Annotated in this window: 22 protein-coding genes; 16 read left to right on the top strand and 6 right to left on the bottom strand. The window is 42.9% G+C overall.

Annotation, left to right across the window (positions count from 1 at the left end):
• Positions 1-6: 6 nt before the first annotated feature.
• The gene (locus tag WQ57_RS19560; protein WP_046525455.1) at positions 7-1,542 is read right to left on the bottom strand and encodes a BCCT family transporter; all 1,536 of its coding nucleotides are present in this window, start codon (positions 1,540-1,542) and stop codon (positions 7-9) included.
• Positions 1,543-1,935: 393 nt separating this feature from the next.
• Between WQ57_RS19560 and WQ57_RS19555 the strand changes: the two genes are divergently transcribed.
• Together WQ57_RS19555 and WQ57_RS19550 are read left to right on the top strand one after the other, a co-directional pair.
• The gene (locus WQ57_RS19555; protein WP_046525454.1) at positions 1,936-2,895 is read left to right on the top strand and encodes a LacI family DNA-binding transcriptional regulator; all 960 of its coding nucleotides are present in this window, start codon (positions 1,936-1,938) and stop codon (positions 2,893-2,895) included.
• Positions 2,896-3,044: 149 nt separating this feature from the next.
• Positions 3,045-4,040 (top strand): DUF3231 family protein, encoded by a 996-nt coding sequence (locus WQ57_RS19550; protein WP_046525453.1) that lies wholly within the window; start codon positions 3,045-3,047, stop codon positions 4,038-4,040.
• Positions 4,041-4,124: 84 nt separating this feature from the next.
• Here WQ57_RS19550 and WQ57_RS19545 read toward each other — a convergent pair whose 3' ends face one another.
• Positions 4,125-5,018 (bottom strand): LysR family transcriptional regulator, encoded by an 894-nt coding sequence (locus WQ57_RS19545; protein WP_046525452.1) that lies wholly within the window; start codon positions 5,016-5,018, stop codon positions 4,125-4,127.
• Between the two features lie 246 nt (positions 5,019-5,264).
• Between WQ57_RS19545 and WQ57_RS19540 the strand changes: the two genes are divergently transcribed.
• Together WQ57_RS19540 and WQ57_RS19535 are read left to right on the top strand one after the other, a co-directional pair.
• Positions 5,265-5,954: a CoA transferase subunit A gene (locus tag WQ57_RS19540; RefSeq protein ID WP_046525451.1), complete on the top strand. Its 690-nt coding sequence runs from the start codon at positions 5,265-5,267 to the stop codon at positions 5,952-5,954.
• 21 nt (positions 5,955-5,975) lie between these two features.
• A complete protein-coding gene (locus WQ57_RS19535; RefSeq protein WP_046525450.1) occupies positions 5,976-6,635 on the top strand; it encodes a 3-oxoacid CoA-transferase subunit B in 660 nt (219 codons plus the stop codon).
• 115 nt (positions 6,636-6,750) lie between these two features.
• Here the strand turns inward: WQ57_RS19535 and WQ57_RS19530 are convergent, their stop codons facing one another.
• The 4 genes from WQ57_RS19530 to WQ57_RS19515 all read right to left on the bottom strand — a co-directional run bounded on the left by WQ57_RS19530 (position 6,751) and on the right by WQ57_RS19515 (position 8,840).
• On the bottom strand, positions 6,751-7,317 hold the full coding sequence (locus WQ57_RS19530; protein ID WP_046525449.1) for a DUF4256 domain-containing protein: 567 nt from the start codon (positions 7,315-7,317) through the stop codon (positions 6,751-6,753).
• A 308-nt stretch (positions 7,318-7,625) separates the two neighbouring features.
• On the bottom strand, positions 7,626-7,808 hold the full coding sequence (locus WQ57_RS19525) for a hypothetical protein (protein ID WP_046525448.1): 183 nt from the start codon (positions 7,806-7,808) through the stop codon (positions 7,626-7,628).
• A gap of 105 nt (positions 7,809-7,913) precedes the next feature.
• Positions 7,914-8,300: a VOC family protein gene (locus WQ57_RS19520; RefSeq protein ID WP_046525447.1), complete on the bottom strand. Its 387-nt coding sequence runs from the start codon at positions 8,298-8,300 to the stop codon at positions 7,914-7,916.
• 360 nt (positions 8,301-8,660) lie between these two features.
• Positions 8,661-8,840, bottom strand: coding sequence for a hypothetical protein (locus WQ57_RS19515; RefSeq protein WP_046525446.1), 180 nt, complete (start codon positions 8,838-8,840; stop codon positions 8,661-8,663).
• Between the two features lie 169 nt (positions 8,841-9,009).
• On the opposite strand from WQ57_RS19515, the gene WQ57_RS19510 reads away from it, so the two are divergent.
• The 12 genes from WQ57_RS19510 to WQ57_RS19455 form a co-directional block, all read left to right on the top strand.
• On the top strand, positions 9,010-9,573 hold the full coding sequence (locus WQ57_RS19510; RefSeq protein ID WP_046525445.1) for a hypothetical protein: 564 nt from the start codon (positions 9,010-9,012) through the stop codon (positions 9,571-9,573).
• A gap of 47 nt (positions 9,574-9,620) precedes the next feature.
• Positions 9,621-10,355, top strand: a complete 735-nt coding sequence (locus tag WQ57_RS19505; RefSeq protein ID WP_046525444.1) for a class I SAM-dependent methyltransferase — start codon at positions 9,621-9,623, stop codon at positions 10,353-10,355.
• Between the two features lie 21 nt (positions 10,356-10,376).
• On the top strand, positions 10,377-11,243 hold the full coding sequence (gene rbsK / locus WQ57_RS19500; RefSeq protein ID WP_084820329.1) for a ribokinase: 867 nt from the start codon (positions 10,377-10,379) through the stop codon (positions 11,241-11,243).
• 32 nt (positions 11,244-11,275) lie between these two features.
• Positions 11,276-11,701, top strand: a complete 426-nt coding sequence (locus WQ57_RS19495; RefSeq protein ID WP_046525443.1) for a DUF1801 domain-containing protein — start codon at positions 11,276-11,278, stop codon at positions 11,699-11,701.
• Positions 11,702-12,018: 317 nt separating this feature from the next.
• Positions 12,019-12,312, top strand: coding sequence for a Dabb family protein (locus WQ57_RS19490; protein WP_046525442.1), 294 nt, complete (start codon positions 12,019-12,021; stop codon positions 12,310-12,312).
• A gap of 287 nt (positions 12,313-12,599) precedes the next feature.
• Positions 12,600-13,052 carry a GNAT family N-acetyltransferase gene (locus WQ57_RS19485; protein ID WP_046525441.1) on the top strand — a complete coding sequence of 151 codons (453 nt, stop codon included), beginning with the start codon at positions 12,600-12,602 and terminating at the stop codon, positions 13,050-13,052.
• A gap of 17 nt (positions 13,053-13,069) precedes the next feature.
• A complete protein-coding gene (locus WQ57_RS19480; RefSeq protein ID WP_046525440.1) occupies positions 13,070-13,585 on the top strand; it encodes a GNAT family N-acetyltransferase in 516 nt (171 codons plus the stop codon).
• A gap of 75 nt (positions 13,586-13,660) precedes the next feature.
• Entirely contained in the window at positions 13,661-14,122 is a 462-nt protein-coding gene (locus WQ57_RS19475; RefSeq protein WP_052948831.1) for a GNAT family N-acetyltransferase, read from the top strand.
• 144 nt (positions 14,123-14,266) lie between these two features.
• Positions 14,267-15,118 (top strand): DegV family protein, encoded by an 852-nt coding sequence (locus tag WQ57_RS19470; RefSeq protein ID WP_046525439.1) that lies wholly within the window; start codon positions 14,267-14,269, stop codon positions 15,116-15,118.
• A gap of 109 nt (positions 15,119-15,227) precedes the next feature.
• Positions 15,228-16,169, top strand: coding sequence for a DMT family transporter (locus WQ57_RS19465; protein WP_156183175.1), 942 nt, complete (start codon positions 15,228-15,230; stop codon positions 16,167-16,169).
• Between the two features lie 192 nt (positions 16,170-16,361).
• Complete coding sequence (locus WQ57_RS26765; RefSeq protein ID WP_241481569.1) at positions 16,362-16,529, top strand: hypothetical protein; 168 nt, start codon at positions 16,362-16,364, stop codon at positions 16,527-16,529.
• Between the two features lie 156 nt (positions 16,530-16,685).
• A partial coding sequence (locus tag WQ57_RS19455) for an acyl-CoA thioesterase (RefSeq protein WP_046525476.1) occupies positions 16,686-17,054 on the top strand: 369 nt, incomplete at its 3' end.

Raw genomic sequence — 17,054 nt, 5'->3', positions numbered from 1 at the left:
CTCCATTTACTTTTGATTTTGCTTGTTTACATAAATATGAATCTCTTCATTTTTCTTAAGCCATTTCACCAACGAAACCGCCATTAAAATATACATCACTAAAACAGGCACAGAGACGAGAACGGAAGAGGTTTGAACCACATCAAGTCCGCCTGTCATGGTTAGACTGATCGCCAGTGCTGACAGAAGCACACCCCATAGAAAACGGTGCCAGCGAGCCGGCTGTCCTTCCGAGTCAAGTTTTTTCGTCGCGACACTGGCAATGACCAAACTTGCTGAGTCAAGGGACGTGGCCAGAAAGATGAATCCCAGGATTACAAAGAAAATCGAAACAATCATTGGCATTGGCAAGGAATTCAGAACGGCAACGATGACAGACGGATCACCTGTAGCAGCCTGAATTTCCGTTAACGCTAATTTACCGCTTAATTCAAGGTCCATTGCATAGCCCCCGAACACGCCGAAATACAGCCAGCTGCCGACAGAGCCCCAAAGAAGCACATGGAACACCAATTCACGAATCGTACGCCCTTTGGAAATGCGGGCAATGAAAATTCCGGCAAATGGAGCTGTCGCAGCGAACCATGCCCAGTAAAAGACGGTCCAGGCCTGCGGGAATCCGCCTTGAGTGATGGGGTCTGTATAAAGACTCATCTTAAAGAAGTCATCCAGCATTAATCCAAAACTATTTGTAAAATAGGAGAGTATGAACAAGGTAGGACCGACAATAATGACAAACAGGACAAGCGCCAGCGCCATGTAGACATTAAAATCACTTAATCTTCGTATTCCTTTATATAGCCCGAGGTAGGCACTGGAACTGAAGATGAATGTCCAGATAATAATAATTACAATGTTTAACCATAACGATGGCTGCAGTCCAAACAAATTACCAAGAACAGCAGAAATCATCGGCACTCCGAGTCCCAAGGAAGTTCCCAGGCCTCCAATCATACTCCAGATGACTAGAATATCAATGGCTTTACCAAGAAAGCCATCTGCGTGTTTTCCAAGCACACCTCGACAGGCAGAACTGATTTTCAATGAAGGATTTTTCAGCACATGGAAGCTGTATGCCATGACAACGGATGGCAAGGCGTAAAGCGCCCAAGCTGAAATTCCCCAATGAAATAATCCGTACGTTACCGCATACTCCGCCGCTTCGGCACTCTTTGGTTCGATTCCGAACGCCGGACCGGTGTAATAATAAAGCGGTTCAACAATGGACCAGAACATAATGCTGGTACCCATACTTGTTGTGAACAACATGCCTCCCCAACTGAGCTTGGAAAATTCGGGCTGATCGTTGATTCCTCCTAGTTTGACTTGACCATAACGGCCAAACATCAACCATAACAAAAGGATAAATAGCCCAATCGTCAGGAATTCAAACGCCCAGTCCAATTGGAACGTAATCGAAGTCAGCATCCCCGAAAGCACAGGAGCTGCTGATTCCTGAAAAATAACAAGCAATACGGTGACCGCGAGAATTAAGATCAACGACGGCCAAAAAATTGATTTTTCTAACTTAGAATCATTCATGAAGCTTCACATTCCTCCCTAATTATTTATCTATATCAAAGGTGAATACGTTCATTTTATGAACACGTTCACACCATGAACATGTTCATGTTAACATAATAATCTAATTATGGACAACCCGTATTTGTTAAACTCCTAAACAAAGAGTTGACCTGGAACGCGTTTCACACCCTACACTTGGTGTAACGAATAGGAAAGCGAGGGAAAATACATGTTGTCATTGCTATTACTTTGCTTCACTGTTTATCTATCTGCCTTCATGTGCTTAAAAGCAGCAGGCCAAACTGGGGAGGCCCAGCCCATTCAATCATTCGATGATTATTTCAGCTAATATAGTAACTGTGGGATAATGAATGGGATGTGAACAATCAATGGCAGGAATAGGTGGGTGTCATGGCTAATATCAGGGATTTGGCAAGGATGGCAGGTGTTTCTGTTTCAACGGTTTCCCGGGTACTGAACAACCATCCATACGTAAGTGAAGAAAAAAGAACCGCTGTCTTACAGGCGATCGAAAAAAGCAGTTACCATAAAAATATCAATGCAGTGAATTTAAGCAGAGGGAAAACCATGCTGATGGGTGTGGTAGTACCATACTCGGACCATCCTTATTTTTCGCTTATGATAAAAGGGATTGCCAAGCTTGCTTTGGATCATAATTATAAATTGGTGTTGATTCAGACTGATTACCGGGAAGACAGGGAGCTTGAAGCCTTGGAGATGCTGAGGGAGAAGCAGATTGATTCCTTAATTATTTGCTCCAGGACCTGCAGTATGGACATCGTCCGGGAATACGCAGGCTATGGGCACATTGTTTTGTGTGAAAATAATAACGACGAAGCGGTTTCAGTGACTTATGTAAATCATTATAGGGCCTTCTATCGTGCGTTAACGTATTTGTATCAGAATGGCCATGTGAAAATTGGCTATTGCATCGGCAGGAAGACAGGGGTGAACAGTTTACAGCGCCAGGCGGCATATAGGGATTTTGTCAGCAAATACAATCTTGGATTCAATGAGGACTATATAATAGGAGATTGTCTTTATTTCGAGGATGGTGAAAAGGTTGTAAACAAGCTGCGGGAAATGGCTTCTCCTCCAACGGCTTTGCTCGTTACGAGCGACCAGGTTGCTGCCGGAATTGTGACCTGCTGCCAAAAACTTGACATAGCGATTCCTGGCGAACTTGCCATCATCGGCTTCGATAATCAGCCTATTGCAAAAATGATGGATATTACGACTGTGAAAATTCCGATTGAAGAAATGGGCAGCAATCTTTTTCTGCAGGCATTTAATGGAGATAAATCCAGGAAGGAAATGCAAGTTAGGCTTATTGAGAGGGGAACGGTTTGAAGCTATAAGGTAATCAAGACCCATATGGATAAAAAAGGGACTAATGATAAAATTAGTCCCTTTTTCGTGTGATGATCCAAAAGGGTTGATGATAATTTTTTCCTTTATGAGCAATATTAAACCTGATGACTATAATGGAGGTCCTTGTAATGGAAAACAATCAGAAACGAATAAAGTTGACATCTGCAGAACTGTCTTATTTATGGAATACTTATCTTGCAGATAGTATGTCGGTTTGTGTTTTCAAATATTTCCTCCAACATATCGAGGATGTTGAAATTAAAACCTTGTTAAGCCATGCCTTGGATTTATCACAGCAGCATTTGGAGATCATAAGGGGAATTTTCACGCATGAGGAAATACAGGTTCCGGAAGGGTTTACAGAAAAAGATGTTCATTTAAATGCCAAACGTTTATTTTCAGACGTTTTTTATTTAAAATACCTGAAGCATATGAGTAATGGAGGGTTGTCTGTTAACGGGAGAATTCTGCAGCACATCTATAGGGAAGATATTCGTTCCTTCTATTCCAAGTGCTTAACCTCTTCAATTGAACTGTATAATGAGGTAACCCAAACCTTATTGGAAAAAGGATTGGATAGTCGTCCTCCAACAATTCCATATCCAAAAGAAATAGAGTATATCCATAAACAGTCATTTATATGGGAAGCGCTGGGGAAAAGGGAAGCACTGACGGGGGAAGAGGTTAACCAGCTGCATTTTAATATTCAAACAAACCATCTAGGCTCCGCTCTGGGTAAAGCCTTTAGCCAGGTAACAACATCCAATAAAGCTCGCAATTACTTTTTAAGGGGAAGTGACATTGCGTTAAAGCATGTTAAGGTATTTAGTGATTATTTGCAATATAATTCGCTTCCCATTCCGATGTCATTCACTCACGAGGTCACCGATTCCGATGAAGCTCCTTTTTCCGATAAATTGATGATGTATCATTTTGGCATCATGATGTATTCCGGTATTACCAACTACGGGGCCGCCATCTCCGCAAGCAGAAGGAGCGATCTAGTGGTGGATTATTCCAGACTGAACGCCGAAACATTGAAGTTTGCCGAAGATGGAGTAAATATTATGATTGAAAATGAGTGGATGGAGCAACCTCCGTTAGCAATTGCCCGAAAAGAGTAGGAGAGAGAACATAAAACAATAAAGCCTGTGAGAAAACTGGTATGCAGTCTTTCCCAGGCTTTTTTGCTTTTCATGGCAGGAAAGCTATGAGTTTTCTCCCGGGCCAGGCCGGCTGGTTAGAAACTCTATCAGGGCTTTGACTGCATGGGATTGGTAACGGTCTTTTTTCGTAATAATGCCAAGTTCCCAAATCGGAGGATCGTGCAAGGGGATGGTTACGACAGCGTTCTTGTCCATCTTTTCATAAATGGATTTTGGCAAAAGGGTAATTCCCAATGAGGCCGCAACCAGTTCGGCAATTAAATCCCATTGAGAGCTTTCGTAAGCAATGTCCGGAAGAAAACCTGCTTCCTGGCATCGCTTTATGATGAGATGATGCAAAGCAAATTCACGATTAAATAAAATAAATTTTTCCGCTTTTAATTCTTCCAGTTCAATTCCCTCTTTTTTGGCGAAAGGATGGCAGGCACTCGTATAGAGCATGAAGTCTTCTTTCCTGAAAGGATTCACATTGAATTTTGTGCTGTCTGCAGGAAGGACGACGATTCCAACATCCACTTCTCCTTCTTCCACCAAATGTTCAATCCGCTTTGCCCCAAGTTCTATTAACTTCAGGGAGACCTCTGGATACTGCTCACCAAAACTTTTTGCGATAGATGGGAAAAACAGCGTCCCGATAAGAGGGGGAATCCCAATCTTAATCGTGCCAGTTGGCAAATTCCGAAGGTCATCCAAAAGAATTTTAAGTTCATCCGTGATAGTTAATATTTTCATTGCTTGACTGTAAACAATTTCTCCCGCATCGGTTAGTTCCAGTTTCCGGGTGGAGCGCTCAAACAATTCTACCCCGAGATCAACTTCCAGCTTCTTTATGGATTTACTTAACGTAGGCTGGGAAACGAAGGTATTCGCTGCCGCTTTTGTAAAACCTCTGTAATTGACAACTTCAGTGAAATAGTGCAAATCCTTTAATTCCATTATGGCTCCTCATTTATTCGATTATAGAATCAATACTATTCTTTTTATTCATTTTATTTATAATTAAATATCTTGTAAACTTATAAGTAACATAAACTGAATATTTTCAAAAATGAACGCTGCCGAAAGGAGTGTTGTGCTAAAACAATCACTTAATTGTAAGCGCATCCAGAGTAGAGATGTATCCATGGCACAGCTAAGGTGTGGCTTTAAGCATTTAACATTTGATTGCGGGAGGGGATATCTATGAAGAAAATTTACAGCAGTTTTGAAGAAGCAGTGAGTGAGATTCAAGATGGAATGACGCTGATGGTCGGAGGTTTCGGGCTCGTAGGGATACCGGAGAATCTGATCATAGCTCTGCGTGACCGAAATGTCAAAGACTTGACCGTCATTTCGAATAACTGTGGGGTCGACGATTGGGGCCTTGGCCTTTTACTAAAAAACAAACAAATTAAAAAAATGCTATCATCCTATGTAGGCGAAAATAAAGAGTTTGAGAGACAGGTTCTCAGCGGTGAATTGGAGGTGGAGCTTGTTCCCCAAGGTTCCCTGGCCGAAAAAATCCGTGCCGGCGGGGCAGGAATACCAGCATTCTACACCCCGGCGGGAGTCGGTACACCGATCGCCGAGGGTAGGGAAACAAGGGAATTCAATGGCAAGGAATATTTGTTGGAAGAGGCTCTTACTGCCGATGTCAGTTTAATCAGGGCTTGGAAAGCCGATAAAATGGGCAATGTGGTCTATCGGAAAACGGCGCAGAACTTCAATCCAATAATGGCAGCCGCCGGAAAAGTCACAATTTGCGAAGTAGAAGAGCTGGTTGAAATCGGCGATCTGAAACCGGAAGAAATCCATACACCAAGCATTTATGTTCAGGGATTGATTGTTGGAAAACAAGAAAAACGAATTGAACGTTTGACTGTTAAATCTTAAAGGGATAGGAGGAGAAAAGCAATGACAGAGAACGTCAGGGTCAAAATTGCAAAAAGAGCAGAGAGAGAAATTTCGGATGGATCGTACGTAAACCTGGGGATTGGCATGCCAACCATGGTGGCCAATCACATATCTGATAATAAAGCCGTTGTCCTTCAGTCAGAAAATGGCTTGCTTGGAATCGGACCGTATCCGAGCGAAGAAGAAGTGGATCCGGATTTGATTAACGCGGGCAAAGAAACGGTAACTGCGATTCCTGGAGCGAGTTATTTCAGCAATGCGGAATCCTTTGCAATGATTCGCGGTGGCCATATTGATGTAGCGATATTAGGGGGAATGGAGGTGGCCGAAAATGGCGATTTGGCCAATTGGATGATTCCCGGCAAGATGATCAAAGGCATGGGTGGCGCAATGGACCTGGTTCATGGTGCCAAGAAAGTCATTGTCATCATGGAGCATGTCAATAAAGCCGGTCAGCCAAAAATTTTGAAAAAGTGCTCGTTGCCGCTGACAGGACAAAGGGTAGTAAACCGGATTATTACGGACCGCGCCGTGATCGATGTAACCGACAACGGACTGAAGCTGGTTGAGGTGGCGAAAGGGTATAATGTCCAGGATGTGCTGGATTCCACTGAACCTGAATTGATTGTTTCGGAAGATGTCGAGTTGGATGCGTATTAAAAGATTATAGCGAAAACGGGGTTCTCCAAAGAAGGAGAGCCCCGTTTTTACGTTGTTCCTGCAGGATATTTGTAATTTCCTTCTGCCATTCAACATAGGCCAACGCCAACCCTAATTAGACCTTAAGTAAACCACGGAAACCTCTGGCGCCATAGTAGGAATCGGCCCCGTTGTGGTACACGAAAACATGACCGTATCGGTAGTCGCAAAAAAGGGCACCGCCCAACTTTCTTATATCTGCTGGTGTTTGGATCCAACTGGACGTTTTTTGATCGAAAGGCCCGAACTTCTGCAGGGTGCGATATTGTTCCTCGGTTAATATTTCAATGTTCATGCTGGCTGCCATATCCATCGCACTATTTTCCGGTTTATGTTTTTTCCTCGCTTCCAGCGCCTCACGGTCATAACAAACACTTCTGCGGCCTTTAGGGCTTTCCGCTGAGCAATCATAAAATATGTATTCATCCTTCTGTAGATCATACTCAACAACATCAGGTTCACCGCCAGTTGCCTCCATTTCATTCAGCGACCAAAGTTTATCAGGATTTTCCTCAAGCTTTGCCTGGACTTTGGTCCATTCAAGGCCTTCGTGGCGATGCATGTTTTTTTCAAAACGGGCTTTCAATGCGGTGAGTATTTCATCACGCTGTTCAAGTGTCAACTCTGAACTTTTATTCGTCAAAACTGTTGCCTCCTTAGTGTTTTATATTCATTTGCTAAAGGATACCATAATATTCTCTTTTTGGCTGTGCAGTTCTTTTTGCAATTATTTTATAAAAAGAAAGCAAGAATGCACTCTAACTATCTCTTATTGCACTATGTGTTAAATACACACCGAAAGATATTATAACCTCGTCCCATATTTTATCCTTTATACAATATCTTTTACTCGTACTATGCAGTTAAGAATAGATGAAAAAATCATTGTATGTAATCCAAGCTTATGGATGAAACAAAAAAAAAACGCCAGACGGCGTTCTTATGATTTGATTAACGATCCTGATTATCGCGGTTTTGATCGTTCTTTTGATTATTTCTTTGATTATCATTTCCTGTTACAGTATCCATTAAATTTTCAAAACCTTGACCAATTGATTCGAAAAATCCATTGTCCTGGTTATTATTTTGCTGACCTTGTCTTTCATTTTGATTACGGCTGTTTTGATTATCCACATTTAACACCTCCCAAGAAATATATTGCTCCAATTATTGAACGAATATCCAGCTTGGAAGGTTAAAAAATATAATTTTTGATAATCCAAAAGCGATGATGATTATCTATAGGGAGTTTCTCTCCATCACTGCAAAGTAATTTTCTTCATTGTCAGCAAAGTTAAATACTCTTCCGGTTGGCATGTTCATGATTTCTCCAACGGTGATGTTTTTATTTGCAAGGTCCTGGTGCAATTGGTCGAAGTTTTCAGTGAAAAACATTAAAGAAGGAGTATCAAGATTTAATCCCGGAGACATTTTGGCGACGAATTCCTTATCGTGCAGGATAATGCTCGTTTCGGCACCTTTCCGGGGAGCAATCTCGATCCACCTGAATCCTTGGCCGCTATTTTCCTCTGAAATGACCACAAATCCTAGCTTTTCTTTCCAAAATTTTACTGCCTCATCCTGATTGTGAACATACAACATAATCTGGCCGACTTTACTAAACACATTCATCAACTCCCTTATTAAAAACCGTCTCCATTACTATTCATCGCCGGAAGCAAAAATCCTTCTCCACTGATGATGAATTCGCGATGGAGAGGGAATTTTGCACGTTACTTTAATTATGTCTTATTCTTTAATGATGATTTTCCGGTTTTTAGATGACCCTGTAATGTTCCAGCGTGATATGTGCGTCATAAGAATTTATGCTATCTTCACGGAGCAGGGAATTCTAATTTTTTAGCTTTTGCCAATCATCATGGGGGACGAAAATCAGGTGGGAAAATCAATGTTTTTGAAGGACACATAAGAGCGAATTCAGGAAGAATGGAAATGAAGAAAGACAGCCAGACGGCTGCCTTTTTATTATTGCTTGAATTGATCAGGGTTCTCCCGGGCAAAAGCACCGCCATCCCGGATGGTTTCCTCCAGTGCCTTCTTTGCCAGCTGCTCCATGCTCATTTCTTCGTTGTAATTTGGTTTACGCGAATAACCTGATCCAGATTCTCCGTTCATTCCCGCTCCATATCCTGATTGCTTAGTCATCGTATTCTTCCTCCTTCCTAATGGGTTTAGTATGTTCCCGTATAGAAGAAAAAAAACTTGGGCAATTGGCTTATATTGACACTATAATTAGGTAAGATTTGAAACGGCCCAAGGGGGTCTCCTTTATGAATAAGACAGGATTATATATAGTAGGAAAAGGGGGTGGAGAATGGACCAATATGATGGAAAGCGGCTGGCCGCCCACGCATTCGATTTGCTGCTGACGGTTGCTGCGTCTTTGTTCTATTCATTCGGCGTTATCATTATGATGGGGATTGCAGGAATCTTTTTATCCAAATCGGAAAATGTTAATACTATTTTTATATGGATGATTCTTCTCTTTTTGCTGCCGGTATTGCTGGGTACGATGCAGTTCACCTATGGTGCTTCTTTCAAGGTGAAACAGCGGAGAATCTTCTCCCAACAGGTGGATGTTCTCTTTGACTTTTCCCGCACTCGCGGACAAAAGAGGCATCAGCTAAAAGTAAAAGGTTCACAGCTGCAGTCTTTTCTCCACTGGTTCCTGTACAATGGCATCATCAGCATCCTGGTTTACGCCAGTGCCTCAGCCTCTCTTTATGAAAATTCGGCAAACAATGTATTTAGCTGGTTAACCTGCTTATATGCGGTGTTTTTGCTTGTGAATGCTCTCCTTCTTGCACTCTCGTCTCAGAGAAGGTCGCTGATTGAAAAGGTGACCGGAACGAAACTGGCCGAGATAGAGGAGATATAGGTTTTCATGGTTTAAAAACGATATAATATCTTGAGGGGTGAAGGAGAATGAAGCAGGAGAACCGTCCCCATGCATCAAAGGATCAGGTTAAGGTTGTGTTTAACCGGCTTGCACCTGTTTATGAACATTCCGTCGATACAAACAGTTTGTACAATAGTGAGTACGAAAGGCCCGCGATGATGAATCAGGTGCCTTCCAGCCTTAGGAACAAGACTGTTCTGGATGCTGGCTGTGCTGCCGGATGGTACTCGGAGCAATTATTAGGCAGGGGAGCGAAGGTAGTGGCAATTGATATCAGTCCGGAGATGGTTGTTTCGGCCAAAAGGCGGTTAGGAGATAAAGCGAAAGTTCTCTGCCTTGGTCTTGAAGGATCCATGCCATTTCATGATCATTCCTTCGACTTTATCTTAAGCTCCCTTACTCTTCATTATTTGAAAAGCTGGAACAGGACATTTGAAGAGTTGCAGAGAATATTAACACCGGATGGAAGCTTTTTGTTCTCCGTTCATCATCCGATTTCAGATGTGGCTTTATTGGACCACCCGAGTTACTTTGAAACCGAATTGATTATCGACCAGTGGAAAAAGGACTGCAAGGTTTTTGAAGTGCCTTTTTATCGGAGACCCCTCAAGGAAATAATCAATACAACCATGAGTTACTTTTCGATAGAAGAAATCATTGAGCCTGAACCAACAGCCGCTTTCAAAAAAGAGTCCCCGGAAGGCTATGAGCGGTTAATGAAACGCCCGCAGTTCCTTATTATAAATGCGAAAAATAAATAGATTGAAAAGAGGTAGAAGAAATTGATCGCAGTAACAGGCAGTTTAAACATGGACTTGGTCACCACAGTGGACCGATTTCCGAAGAAGGGCGAGACCCTTCAGGGAAATGCATTTTCAACCATTTTCGGCGGCAAAGGGGCGAACCAGGCTGTGGCGGCCGCCCGGCTCGAAAGGGAAGTACATATGATTGGCCGCGTCGGGGATGATGCCTTCGGGTCTGAATACCTTGGCCATTTAAAACAGGAAGGCATTCATTGCGAAAATGTGAAAATGGTAAAAGGAGTACCAACGGGAACAGCCTTGATTACGGTTGCGGAACGAGACAATACGATTGTGATCGTGTCAGGGGCAAATGACCATATGACCGGTGACGAAACTGAAGAGGCGAGTGATGTGCTTGAACAGTGTAATGTGCTCCTTGTTCAGCTGGAAATTCCGTTTTCCGGAGTAGAGAAGGCGATGCAGATTGCCAAGAAGGCAGGTAGCATCATTATTTTGAATCCGGCGCCTTATGTTGAATGGCCGGAGCATTGGTGGCAGCTGGTCGATTATGTAACTCCAAATGAGCATGAAGCTGCGGCCATGAGGAATAGCGCCCATTTTAGGCAGGAATACGAACAGAAGCTGATTGTTACCGAGGGCTCAAAGGGAGCGTCATATATTCAGCATGGCGAAAGAAAAATTGTACCGGCCCCTGCTGTGGAAGTGAAAGATACAACCGGAGCTGGAGACACATTCAATGGGGTATTCGCTGCAGGATTGGATGAAGGGATGGCAATCGGGGAGGCGGTCGAACGGGCAGTAGTGGCAGCAAGCCTGTCTGTAACTGCCTTCGGTGCCCAGTCTGGCATGCCGGCAAAAGGTCAGCTGGAGAAGTTTCTTGGATAATTTTTTTCAAACGAAAGGGGTGCTAGCAGGGGATGTATGAATTAAAGACGAAAGAAACCGATCACAGTGTCATCGAGTTCATCGAGAGTGTCGATCATCCTAAAAAGAGAGAAGATGCATACAAGCTGCTTGATATTTTCACCGAGACGACTGGCTATGAAGCAAAAATGTGGGGACCCAGCATTATTGGATTCGGTTCGTACCATTATAAATACGCCTCAGGTCACGAAGGAGACGCCCCTCTTGTTGGCTTTTCACCGAGAAAGGCCAAAATCAGTCTGTATTTCGCAACAGGAGATACAAAGCGGGAAGAACTGCTGGAGAAATTCGGAAAGCATACTAGTGGAAAAGCCTGTGTGTACATAAATAAAGTGGCGGATATAGACGAAGATGTATTAAAGGAACTGATTGCCCAATCGATTCAATTTCTTAGGGAAACATATCCCGATGGGGAATGAGGGAACCGGCAAAGGATCATCCTCAAGACCCAAAATGTCTTGAAGTTCCTGAAAAGGGGCTCTGAGAAGAGGTCTCAAAGCCCGAAATATCACCATGTGAGTAAAAACGGGCATTGAGGAAGCCTATCAGTGCCGAAAATTCGGTTACCTTCACCAAAACGGGTCATGAGGCAAGCTCTCAATACCCAAAATGTCTTGGAGTTGCCAAAAAAAGGCACTGAGAACAGCTTCACCAGCAAGAGAATTAATTTGCGTCCTTAACGAGGATTGGATAAAATTAGCCGCAACGAAAAAGATACAGAAAAGGGGAACTATACATGATTCATCGTACGGTACTTGTGAAATTTGCAGAAACCACAACTCAAGAACAATTGCAGGAAGTTGTCGAGCGCTTTAAAGCTTTAAAAAACCACCTAACAGGGATTGTTGATCTTCAGGCCGGTTTGAACTTTGCCGAGAGAAGCAAGGAATACCAGGTTGTCTTAATGGTCCGATTCGAGGACAAAGCAGCTTTGGATGCCTATGTCGTCGATGAGCAGCACCAGGCTGTTGCCAACTTTATTAAAAAAGTCGGCAGGGTGGACAGCATTGGAGTCGACATCGAAATCTGATTTGGACTTTTGCAGTATTTATACTATAAACATCGTAACTGGGAATACGAAGGCTGGCGTGTGCTAGCCTTTTTTATTTTTTTAATTTTATCAACGAACAGAATTGTTAGAAAAAATGAATCTAATCTTCCATATATTCGTAGTAAAATTGTAGCCAAAGAATAAAAAAATACTACCATAGTTTTTCAGTTATGTACTTGGGAAATTCCAAAATAAAATCCGTATGATTCTATGGTGTTAACTACACTGATAATGTGAAAATACAACTCAAAGTGAGGGCAGCAGACATGATAATTCGTAAACTAACAGTAGATGAAGAGCCTCCAATGGATTTGTTGTTATTGGCGGATCCTTCCCCGAAGCTCGTCCAGGAATATATAAAACGTGGGGTATGCTTTTTAGCCGAAAGCAATGGAGAAATCATGGGGGTCTATGTACTGCTGCCGACCAGGCCGGGAACAGTGGAACTGGTGAACATTGCAGTGGTGGAGGAGCAGCATGGTAAAGGCTTGGGAAAAAACCTTGTAATGAATGCCATAAAAGAAGCTAAGACCAGAGGTTTTAAAACCATCGAAATTGGCACGGGAAATTCCAGTATTGGACAATTAGCGCTATACCAGAAATGCGGGTTTAGAATGATTGGAGTTGACAGGGATTTCTTTACGAGGCATTATCCTGAAGAGATTTTCGAAAATGGTATTCAATGCAGGGACATGATCAGATTATCACAGGACTTATAAAGGGAAGGGGAAAGACAATGGATTTTAAAATTAGAAAAGCGGATCTATCTGATGCAAAAGGCGTAACTAAAGTACACGTAGACAGTTGGAAAACGACCTATGCCAATATTGTTCCTGACGACTATTTAACAAATTTAACTTATGAAAGCCGGGAACAGTTATGGTTGAACATCATTCCCAATGGCGGTGTATATGTAGCTGAAAACAATGATGGAAAGGTTATAGGATTTTCCTCCGGAGGAAAAGAAAGAAGCGGGGACTATAATGGCTTTGACGGGGAGTTATATGCGATTTATCTTTTAAAACAGTATCAAGGGAAGGGCGTTGGAAAAGCACTTTTTAAACCCATCATAGAAGAGATTAGGGAACTCGGGTTAAACTCATTGCTTGTGTTTGTCCTGGAAGATAATCCTGCCTGTCTTTTTTATGAAAATCTTGGCGGCAGAAAAATACATACGGTTGAAGTGGATATTGCAGGGAAGAAACTTTCCGAATCTGTGTATGGCTGGGAGGATATTGGCCAATTGATTTAATTTGATCTGAGCAATCTGGCCACAGTTTCAAATGGAGGAATTTTTATCTGTAGGGGATGCAGGAGGGGGACCAAGGTGGAGATAAGACTAGCTGAAGCAAAAGATATTAAACAGCTCATTAGAATGAGATGGGATTTCACAATTGAATACGATGAAAGTAAAAGGCATGCATCATTCAGTGAGTTTGAAAAGGAATGTCAGTCATTTTTAGAAAACGCGATTGCAAGTGGTCAATGGTTCATATGGGTTGCGGAAGAAAACGGAAAAATTTTATCCCATATATACATAGAATTAATTCATAAAGTACCGCGCCCCGGGAGAATAACCTATCCATTTGCATATATGACGAATGTTTATACAATCCCGGAATTTCGTAATAGGGGAATCGGAAGCAAGGTGCTAAAAAGAGTCAACAATTGGACCAAAGAAAACAATTATGAATTTGTGATTGTATGGCCAAGTGATGAGTCGATTCATTTTTATCAGAAAAACGGGTATGTTCATTGCACAGAGACCATGGAATATTTCCCTTCCTGAATGAAAGAAGCTATGCCAAAATTCCGCTGCCAGGGCAGGCAGCTTTTTTTTGCTTATCAGTTAATAGGTTGTACCTATAATCTCCCGCTTTTTTCATGTATAGTGGAGGAAAGACTGGAAAGTATTTTGGAGGTGGAGATTTCGATGAGCACAATTATATTGAGTACGGAGAGTGGGGCGGATTTATCAGCAGACTTGGCTGAGGAATTAAATGTGCAAGTGGTTCCGATGCACGTCATTATGAACGGGCAGGATTATTTGGATGGTACACTGCCTGTCGAAAATATTTATGAGCATTATAATCAAACGAAAAAAATTCCCTCAACTAGCGCTACCAATGTTCATGAATATCAAGAGTTCTTTACGAGGATAAAGGAAGATTTCCCCGGCTGCACGATTGTACATGTAGGGTATACCTCAAAAGCATCGTCTTCTTTCCAAAATGCTGTTATTGCTTCGGAGGAAATGGAGAATGTTTTCCTTGTTGACGCCTTGAATGTCACAGGCGGGTTAGGTGCAATCGTGTTGTACGCTGCTGACCTGCTAAAGAAGAATCCCGAGATTGAACCGGGCTCCCTGGTGGAGAAAATCGAAGGGGTCGTTCCAAAATCGAGACTGGCTTTCGTTCCCGGCAGCTTGGAGTTTTTGCGGGCAGGCGGCCGTGTGAGCAACCTCGCCTACCTTGGCGGTGCCCTGCTAAAAATAAAGCCCCGCATTGAATTGAAGGACGGCAAGCTTGTGTCCACCAAGAAATATCGCGGGAGTATGGAGGGCATTGCAGAAAAGCTTTTCCGTGATTATTTAAGTGAATATGAGATTGATCGAAAACAGCTGTATTTAATTTACTCAGTCGGACTGGATGAAGAAATTAAGCGGCGAATGGATGAAATCGCAAAAGAGAATCACTTCGAAAATATAAAATGGATTCAAGCGGGTGCCATGATTTCCTCGCATGCCGGGCCGGGCGGCTTTGGTGTTGCAGGCTTGGAGGTTTAAGTGCAGGAAAACTAACAGGACAGGAAGAAGCATCTCGCCGTTGGACAACTACATAAAGACTTGCAGCTTGTTTAACTGGTACTGTCTATACGGAAAGAAGTGAACCAGGTTGAAAACGATTGAAAAGAATTCCTCTGCCTATCTTCTGCTTGTTCTTGCCAATGCCATTTGGGGCGGGAATTTCGTCATTGGCCGGTTGGGGGCAGAGTATTTTCCGCCCATCACCTTTTCGCTACTAAGGTGGGGAGTGGCATTTTTATTGCTGACGCCGTTTCTGGCGAAGCCATTGCTCAGGGACTTTAAGGTTTTATGGAAACATCGATATATTCTCCTTCTGTTAAGCGTGACAGGAGTGGCTGGATATAACACGATCATTTACTTTTCACTGCATTTCACCACTTCCATCAACGCGTCGCTGGTCAATTCGGTGACTCCATTGTTCATCGGTGTCTTTTCGTTTTTCATGCTAAAAGAAAGGCTCTCGGGATGGCAGGCAGCAGGCATGATTTTATCGGTCATTGGAATTGTCTTTATTCTTTCGAAAGGATCATGGGAAGCCTTGCTGGCATTCAGGTTCAACCCGGGAGATTTGTTTGTTTTGGTGGCTGTAGTCGCCTGGAGCATTTATTCAATTGTGATTAAGAAGTACGCTAAGGTTTTGCCCGCTTTTACCACCTTGTATGTGACATCCTTTGTTGGAATCCTAATCCTGATGCCATTAAGCTTTCTCGAATTAAGTCTGGGAGAGGCTGAGGTTATTTTTAACAGAGAAAGCCTTCTCATCTTGAGTTATGTCGGCTGCTTTGCTTCCATTGTGGCATTCCTTTCCTGGAATACAGGCGTCGCAAAAACAGGGGCTGCCAAGTCGGGCATCTTTATTAATCTGCTGCCGGTGTTTGCCGCGCTGTTTGCTACGCTTTTTGCAGGGGAAGAATTTTTATGGTACCAAATGGTCGGGGGAGTCATTGTTCTCATTGGAGTTGTTTTGTCTTCACACAAAAAGGAGACAACTGAAAAGAACGGAAGAATCCCGCTTTCTGTTGCGAAGTAGGATACGGTGCGTACAGAAGTTTTTTTCCATTTTTAGTTAATAATGACCCTGAACCCTCCCTAAATGATTTAGAATGAAATAGAACATGAGAACCGTCCCCTTGCATCAAATGGGAAACATTGCTACCATACTTTCCTGCAGGTTGCTTATGCTAATAAGGCTTTAAAAAGTCTGTAAAGGATGGTGTTCAGTTTGCGTGGACAGCGTATGTGGCTTCCGATATTGGCATCAGCAGGAATAGGTGCAGCTGCTTATTACAGCATGACTCGTGGGAAAAACGTAGGACAGGCCATGCAGGCCGTTTTGCCGATTGTCTCTAACCTAACTGGCAAAGGATCCAGGGGCCAGCAGTATTCCTGACCAAAACTTTTTAAGGCAATGGGGGGTAAGCTTCATTCATGAAGCTTATCCCTTTGTTATTTTATCTGCACCTCTTTTAATGTTATTATAAAAAATGTGGTGTATTTTTCACCGAACTGCCCACAGCTTTGATTCAACCAAAGGAGCCAATACATAATGAAGAAAAAACCGTGCAGTGCATCAAGAACGATTCAGACTGACCTGGTTTTGCCGAACGATACTAACGGACATAACACCCTATTTGGGGGAGCTCTTATGAGCAGGATTGACCGGGTTGCCGGTATTGCCGCCATGAAGCATTGCCGAATGGCGACGGTAACCGCCAGCATGGACTCAGTCGATTTCTTGCATCCCATTACCTTGAGGGATGCGGTAACACTTGAAGCTTTCGTTACATGGACAGGAAAAAGCTCCATGGAAGTATTCGTCAGCGTGACCGCCGAGAACACTTTTACCGGGGAAAAAAGGGCCGCGGCTACCTCCTTTTTAACCTTTGTCGCTTTGGATGAAAAAGGAAACCCAACC

This window comes from Mesobacillus campisalis, assembly GCF_000986785.1.
GTDB classification, from domain to species: domain Bacteria; phylum Bacillota; class Bacilli; order Bacillales; family Cytobacillaceae; genus Mesobacillus_B; species Mesobacillus_B campisalis.
This window is presented reverse-complemented; position numbering and strand designations above follow the sequence as displayed.

Bases quoted from the DNA above. Each gene is read 5' to 3' on its own strand.
- WQ57_RS19560 (WP_046525455.1), bottom strand. From the start codon at position 1,542: ATGAATGATTCTAAGTTAGAAAAATCAATTTTTTGGCCGTCGTTGATC.
- WQ57_RS19555 (WP_046525454.1), top strand. From the start codon at position 1,936: ATGGCTAATATCAGGGATTTGGCAAGGATGGCAGGTGTTTCTGTTTCA.
- WQ57_RS19550 (WP_046525453.1), top strand. From the start codon at position 3,045: ATGGAAAACAATCAGAAACGAATAAAGTTGACATCTGCAGAACTGTCT.
- WQ57_RS19545 (WP_046525452.1), bottom strand. From the start codon at position 5,018: ATGGAATTAAAGGATTTGCACTATTTCACTGAAGTTGTCAATTACAGA.
- WQ57_RS19540 (WP_046525451.1), top strand. From the start codon at position 5,265: ATGAAGAAAATTTACAGCAGTTTTGAAGAAGCAGTGAGTGAGATTCAA.
- WQ57_RS19535 (WP_046525450.1), top strand. From the start codon at position 5,976: ATGACAGAGAACGTCAGGGTCAAAATTGCAAAAAGAGCAGAGAGAGAA.
- WQ57_RS19515 (WP_046525446.1), bottom strand. From the start codon at position 8,840: ATGACTAAGCAATCAGGATATGGAGCGGGAATGAACGGAGAATCTGGA.
- WQ57_RS19510 (WP_046525445.1), top strand. From the start codon at position 9,010: ATGGACCAATATGATGGAAAGCGGCTGGCCGCCCACGCATTCGATTTG.
- WQ57_RS19505 (WP_046525444.1), top strand. From the start codon at position 9,621: ATGAAGCAGGAGAACCGTCCCCATGCATCAAAGGATCAGGTTAAGGTT.
- WQ57_RS19495 (WP_046525443.1), top strand. From the start codon at position 11,276: ATGTATGAATTAAAGACGAAAGAAACCGATCACAGTGTCATCGAGTTC.
- WQ57_RS19490 (WP_046525442.1), top strand. From the start codon at position 12,019: ATGATTCATCGTACGGTACTTGTGAAATTTGCAGAAACCACAACTCAA.
- WQ57_RS19485 (WP_046525441.1), top strand. From the start codon at position 12,600: ATGATAATTCGTAAACTAACAGTAGATGAAGAGCCTCCAATGGATTTG.
- WQ57_RS19480 (WP_046525440.1), top strand. From the start codon at position 13,070: ATGGATTTTAAAATTAGAAAAGCGGATCTATCTGATGCAAAAGGCGTA.
- WQ57_RS19470 (WP_046525439.1), top strand. From the start codon at position 14,267: ATGAGCACAATTATATTGAGTACGGAGAGTGGGGCGGATTTATCAGCA.